The organism is Ferrovum myxofaciens, from assembly GCF_000735045.1.
Lineage (GTDB): Bacteria > Pseudomonadota > Gammaproteobacteria > Burkholderiales > Ferrovaceae > Ferrovum > Ferrovum myxofaciens.
The window spans coordinates 1-4584 of the sequence record NZ_JPOQ01000221.1; the positions used below are offsets into that span (position 1 = coordinate 1).

The window sequence follows — 4584 nt, forward strand, 5'->3', positions numbered from 1 at the left end:
CGCAACGATTTTTCTCCACAAAAAAGACAAAAAACCTTCGATGCTCATGGTCGTGCGTATTTCCAGTTCATCATCGTAAGCAATGAATTCATGGCAACCGAACATGCGTGCCCCAGGAAAACAGGTAAGATCGGTGAACTGCCTGCCAGGTTCGACTTTGATGATCCGGATGGAAACTTGTGGGCCACTCTTGGGTTTTAGCTTGAAAGTGTTGCCCACCTTGAACTCGCCGTTCAATTCTGCATATTCGATGTCGGGCTGCCAAGTGTGCCACCGATTGACATCGGTCCATACCATCCACACTTTATTTGCTTGCAACCCACTTACCCGCTTGCTGTAGGTCCTGCTCCACATGAATCGCTCCCTCTCTCTGAAATACAAGCGTATAGTAACCCAGTTTACATTATAAAGAAAGTTACCAGAGGATAATCTACCGATGGAGAAGAACTACTCCGAATGCCCCAGCCGAATCTGAATTCCGCCACTGCTCCCTTCACTTCTGCCAACCTGATCCCTGGATTGCCCAAGGGTATCCAACCCGGTTTTTAGCAATGACGGATCTTTACCGGACCCGCTCGTAGGGGTGGCACCTCCGGAATCAGTGCTTGCACTGGCCCCTGCTGCTCCGCCACCAATGGAATCTGGTGTGTCGGATGACCCTCCCGGTGTAGCAGTGCTTGCGGGACTTGATGAGAGGATTTCAGCAGGTCCGGCCCCACTTGCGTTGGTGGTACCTGATATTGGTGAGAAAGATGTTTCCCCCAATGGGGTAGTGCCCCCAGACTTTGATGATGACGATGCCTGTGTTGCGAGTTTAGCCAGGGTGTCGGTAGCACCTGCACCAGTTCCAAAATTGCTGGCCCCCGCTCCATCTTTTCCACCACTGGCCACCATACTGGCCAGTTTTCCAAGATTTCCAGCTCCACCAGTGGCAAGTCCCGCACCCAACATTGCCCCACCGGCCAGTCCGCCCGCTGCGACCGACGCTCCACCCGCCATGCTCCCCAGACTCATGCTGGGTGAACCATTAAGCATCGATCCTGCAATGCCGGGAACCATGATCCCCATGGCACCGTAGATCAGGGCAGCAGCCCCGACCTGTATGACTGTTTCCGGCGTAAAAGTCCCCAGTTGGGTCACCCAGGTGTTGGCCAGATTCTGGCCCAGACCAACGATCAGATACAGCACAAACAGTTTGATTCCGACGCTGACGGCGTAACCGAGATATTTTTCCGCAAAGACCTGGGTCCACTTGCTCCCGTTAAACCCCAGTAGCAGAGCACCGCCACCGATAATGATGTAACTCTCGATGTTCGTGATCAGAATCTGTAATGCCAGAAGTCCATAGGCGATAATGGCAAAGATCGATCCCAGCAAGGTGGCCAGAGCCCCTGCAAAGGTCTGGCCGATTCCCATTGCAGCCGATGCATTCCCAAAAGCGGTCCAGATTGCTCCAGAGACGGTCATGCCCTGTTCAAAGACTCCCGAGGGATCAAGTGTTACAACTGGGGGAATTCCTCCTCCTCCCGATGCGCCAACGATTTGCCCGGCCTGGGCAAAACTGTTGATGATCATGGGGATCCAGGTGGGGGCCAATCCAAGGAGCATATAAAAGAACAGGATCGAAATCATTTTGAGAGCAAAACTCGCGATAAAGTCCGATAGATCATTTTTTTTCAGGACCCAGTGAATCCCGGTCCATGCGATCTCGATACCCGCCAGCCCGACGAACAGATTCTGGGCCAGCGACAGAGACGCCGACATCCACCCGGCCGACGAACTCTGCACCATATTCTGGATTCCGGTGAGTACATTGGATGCAGCCGCCTGGGCCTCCACCGTAGTTCCGGACAGTAAAATCCCCGACAATGTGGCCTTGGTTATATTTTTAGCGCGCATCCCATTTACTCCCAAGTTTGTTGTTATCAGGCCACCAAGCGGAATTACATCCCCCACACCGGAAATAAGGCTTGCTGGTTTTTGTGAACCTGCGGTCTGTATCCTTCTTGCAAACGGGACATTTTGGTCCCCCTGAATTCGAAGTAGATTGGGTCGGCTTTTTTCCCGCGTCCGACGCAGAACTTTCGAACCGTTTACCAGGCTTGCCCTTCTCATCGGCAAAGGCAGCGCTACAGTCTGGGCAGCGGTGATAGGGTTTCCCTGCTTTACTCGTCAGTCTGATGCAATGCAAACTACCGCACGCCGGGCATTCACACGCCAAAATCTCTTTTTCCATGAGTTTTCCTCTCAAAAGAGTCTCTGAAAGCCGTCGAACGGTTTGAATTTGTCCACCCATGAAATCGGCCATGGTGGCGCGCGAGGCCGCGATATCGGCCAAGGAATCCTCCTGCAGGGCAGTGGTCCCGGGGTCGGTTATCTCCGGGGCCACTCTGCGTACCATTTCAATGAGGTCAATCCCCCTTAGCGTCGGGTGAATTTCCTTGTTGATGCGTTTGGCGTAATCCCGTTTGATCAGGGTCTCGATGATGGATGCCCGTGTCGCTTCTGTCCCCAGCCCGGAAGTTTCTCGCAGCCGCTTTTTCAGTTCAGGATCTGCCACCAGTTTATGAATGCTGGTCATCGCGGCAATCAAGGTGCCGTCTGTAAAGGGTTTTGTAGGGGTTGTATGCTTGATCAGGACCTCAGCCGAGACACATCGACGGGTTTCTCCCCTGGAAAGGACGGGTAACTCACCCTGCGTCACCGATTCCGTATCGTCCTCATGTTTCCCGTATCGAGTCCATCCTTTTTCCATGACGATTCTGGTGGTTGCACTGAATCTGTCTCCGCCCTGAAACAGGAAAATTGCCTCACGGGCTTCAAAACTCTCCGGGAGCATGAACAGCCGGACATAGGACTCACAGATCAGGCTGAACACATGGCGAGCATTCTGGGAAAGAGTCATCCCTGTTTTTTGTCCCGTTGGAACAATCCCATGGTGCGCCTCAACCTTTCCGGTATTCCAGGCTGCATGGGTGCGTGTAATGTTCACGCCATCAGTGTTATCCAGTCCGATGGCTTCCAGCACAGCTCCTGCTTTGTCCCGCAACTCCACGGGCAAATAAGGGCAATCAGTACGGGGATAGGTGGTCAGCTTCGCTTCATAGAGTTCCTGAGCCGCCTCCAGCGTCTGTGCTGCGGACAGGCCATATCGACTGCTGGTCATTTTTTGTAACGAACTGAGAACATAGGGCAAGGGGGACGCTCTTGAGCCGATTTTGCTGGAGAACTTCTCCACCTGGAAGGGCTGAGCTATTACGCGCCCGGCGACCTGATCCGCCGCATGGCGTTCCAGCAAAAGCCCATCCCCCAGCAACTCTTCAGGAATTTGCCATTGGACCTTGATGCTGCCGTCCAGCGTGGCCTCCACCTGGTAATGCTCCTGTTGCCGAAACGCCCTGATGGCCCGTTGTCGATTTACCAATAGTGCAAGGGTCGGTGTTTGTACTCGTCCCACACTCCATGACCCCGGTATCCCAAGGGCCTGGAGGTTTCTGCTGATCGCAATGGATTCATTCATGCCCGCGAGCCAGTCCGCATATTGACGCGCCAGAGCCGATTCATAAACCGACCGCAAGGCTGAATTCGGTTTGATGGTGGCCAGCGCCCGGCGAATGCTTTCGTCATCGAGGCTGGACAGCCACAGGCGTGAAGTTTTTCCACGCCAACCCAGATACCCCAGCACTTCGTCCACCAGAAGCTGACCTTCCCGATCTGCATCCCCTGCATGCACGACTTCGCTGGCCTTCGCCAGCAATTCGCGGATGGTTCTGATCTGTTTTGCCGGATTTCCCTGACGGGGAGACAGTTTCCAGTCTTGAGGGATGACCGGAATCTGCCAGGACTGCACTTTCCCGCCGACATACTCTTCCGGAGGAACCAATGCCAGCAAGTGGCCATAACACCAGGTAATGACCGTATTATTGGAACACTCAATATACCCTTCGCCATGACCCAACTTGCCCACCATACCGGCAATGGCTTTTGCGACTGATGGTTTCTCTGCGATGAACAGACGCATGGCATAGTCCTCTGTGATTGTTACTGATTAATTTCTGCTCAATGGTCTTTGAGGCTTCCCAATCAACATCTAAACCCGTTCTGCACTGGTTTATCCACAGAAAAAGTGGATATCTTTTGACCGTTGTACAGACTCGGTAGAGAGGGAACAGATGCCCTTTGAGAGGTCATCTGTTCCTGAAAAGTGATCAAAGCAGGCCGCGTTCTGCAAAACTGATGCACTCGGTCCCCGCCACGATGAAATGATCAAGGACCCTGGCATCAATCAGGTCCAAGGATTTCCTCAACGCTTCCGTGAGTCTCTTGTCGGCCTGACTTGGTTCTGCAAGGCCACTTGGATGGTTGTGCGCCAAGATGACCGCCGCCGCATTGTGGTGCAATACCCGTTTTACTACCTCTCTGGGGTATACGGAAGTTTGGGCCAGGGTACCCCGAAATAATTCTTCCACGGTGATGACCCCGTGCTGTGCATTCAGAAACACGATACTGAACACTTCATGCTCCAGTCCTGCCATCTTGATCCGCAGAAAATCCCGTACTGCTCCCGGACTGTTCAGAAATGAT

At 53.4% G+C, this 4584-nt stretch carries 4 protein-coding genes; all 4 read right to left on the reverse strand.

What is annotated here, in order from left to right:
• Positions 1-354: SRPBCC family protein (locus IV91_RS0112930; protein ID WP_035418203.1), on the reverse strand; the 354-nt coding region annotated here is incomplete at its 3' end.
• Positions 355-447: 93 nt separating this feature from the next.
• Complete coding sequence (gene trbL, locus IV91_RS0112935) at positions 448-1899, reverse strand: P-type conjugative transfer protein TrbL (RefSeq protein WP_031599124.1); 1452 nt, start codon at positions 1897-1899, stop codon at positions 448-450.
• Positions 1889-4021, reverse strand: a complete 2133-nt coding sequence (gene topB, locus IV91_RS0112940; protein WP_031599127.1) for a DNA topoisomerase III — start codon at positions 4019-4021, stop codon at positions 1889-1891. The genes trbL and topB overlap by 11 nt, the downstream gene beginning before the upstream one ends.
• 187 nt (positions 4022-4208) lie before the next feature.
• On the reverse strand, positions 4209-4584 hold a 376-nt coding region (gene radC, locus IV91_RS0112945; RefSeq protein WP_031599128.1), incomplete at its 5' end, for a RadC family protein.